Genomic DNA, 1,729 nt, shown 5'->3' with positions numbered 1-1,729 from the left:
TTTGGTTCTGTGAGTTTGTTTGCGCGAGTGCATGCGGTGAGGGTGTTGGCGAGCAGGCAGGCGATGGTCATGGGGCCGACGCCGCCGGGGACGGGGGTGATGGCGCCCGCCACCTCGGCGCAGCTGTCGTAGTGGACATCGCCCACCAGCTTGGTCTTGCCGTCGCGCTCGATCCGGTTGATGCCCACATCGATCACCGTGGCGCCCGGTTTGATCCAGTCGCCGGGCACCATTTCGGGCCGGCCCACCGCGGCCACCACGATATCGGCGCGGCGCACCACATCGGCCAGGTCCTTTGTGCGGCTATGGGCGATGGTCACCGTGCAGCTGTCGCCCAGCAAGAGTTGCGCCATCGGCTTGCCCACGATGTTCGACCGCCCGATCACCACCGCGTCCATCCCCGAGAGCGACCCGTGATGGTCGCGCAGCATCATCAGACAGCCGAGCGGCGTACAGGGCACCATGCTTTTCTGCCCGGTGCCCAGAAGCCCCACGTTCGAGATATGGAACCCGTCCACATCCTTGGCCGGATCGATGGCGTTGATCACCAGGTCCTCGTCCAGATGGCCGGGCAGCGGCAGCTGCACCAGGATGCCATGCACGTCCGGGTCACCATTCAGCCGGTCGATCAGCGCCAGCAGATCCGCCTCGGAGGTGTCGGCGTCCAGCTTGTGTTCATACGAGTTCATGCCGACCTCGACGGTCTGCTTGCCCTTGGAGCGCACATAGACCTGGCTGGCCGGGTCCTCGCCCACCAGCACCACCGCCAGGCCGGGGGTGATCCCATGCCCGGCCTTCAGCTCTGCCACATGTTCCGCCACCTGGCCCCGTATCCGGGCCGCAAAGGCCTTGCCGTCAATCACAGTTGCTGCCATTTGCTCTCTTCCTTGTTGCCGCCTTGATGCCGCCTTGTTGCCGCGCCCGCCCTGGCCCGGCCTTCATACTTCCCGGATCACCCGCGCCTCGCGGGCGATCGACCAGTCCACCAGCTGCCGCCACAGATCCTCGATCAGGCCGGGGTCCAGCCCCTGGCCTTCGGCGGCGGCGCGGGCGTTCATCACCACTTCCTCGACCCGCTCGGGGATCCGCGCGGGCCAGCCATTGCCCTGTTTCAGCTCCACCGCCCGGTCGATGTAACCCGCCCGCGCGGCCAGCAGGGTGATCAGCTCGCGGTCCAGCCGGTCGATCTGGTCTCGCAGGCTGGCCATGTCGCCACAGGCTTCCGGCGGGATGGATGTCGTCATGTCTTGAAACTCTCACGGCCCGGGATCGGTCCCGGGCCGTGAATTGCGCATATCGCGGCTCAGAACAAGCCCTCGATCTGGCCCGCGTCATTCAGCCGGATGGTCTCCGCCGCCGGTTTGCGCGGCAGGCCCGGCATCGTCATGATCTCGCCGCAGACCACCACGATAAAGCCCGCGCCCGCGCTCAGGCGCACCTCGCGCACCGGCACCGAATGGCCCGTCGGCGCGCCGCGCCGGTTCGGGTCGGTGGTAAAGGAATACTGGGTCTTGGCCATGCAGACCGGCAGGTTGCGATACCCGGCCTCTTCCCATTCCTTCAGCTGGTTGCGGATCTTCTGATCGGCCAGCACCTCGTCGGCGCGATAGATGCGCTTGGCGATGGTCTCGATCTTCTCGAACAGGCCCATGTCGTCGGGATAGATCGGGGCAAAGTTCGCCTTGCCCGAATCGGCCAGCTCGACAACCTTGCGCGCCAGCGCCTCGGA

At 66.5% G+C, this 1,729-nt stretch carries 3 protein-coding genes; all 3 read right to left on the bottom strand.

All coding sequences use genetic code 11. The annotated features are described in order from the left end of the window. Positions 1-875 (bottom strand): bifunctional methylenetetrahydrofolate dehydrogenase/methenyltetrahydrofolate cyclohydrolase FolD (gene folD / locus AC2FL1_RS23400; protein WP_496878520.1); only part of this gene is annotated, 875 nt, incomplete at its 3' end. A 63-nt stretch (positions 876-938) separates the two neighbouring features. Continuing rightward, positions 939-1,244 carry a chorismate mutase gene (locus AC2FL1_RS23395; RefSeq protein WP_496830959.1) on the bottom strand — a complete coding sequence of 102 codons (306 nt, stop codon included), beginning with the start codon at positions 1,242-1,244 and terminating at the stop codon, positions 939-941. A 59-nt stretch (positions 1,245-1,303) separates the two neighbouring features. Beyond that, positions 1,304-1,729, bottom strand: a 426-nt coding sequence (locus tag AC2FL1_RS23390; RefSeq protein WP_496878519.1) for a formate--tetrahydrofolate ligase, incomplete at its 5' end; no start/stop codon positions are given.

This window comes from Ruegeria sp. YKSF070 (assembly GCF_059612725.1).
Note: the sequence above shows the minus strand (reverse complement) of the source record. Positions and strands in the feature narration are given on the sequence as shown.

Bases quoted from the DNA above. Each gene is read 5' to 3' on its own strand.
- AC2FL1_RS23395 (WP_496830959.1), bottom strand. From the start codon at position 1,244: ATGACGACATCCATCCCGCCGGAAGCCTGTGGCGACATGGCCAGCCTG.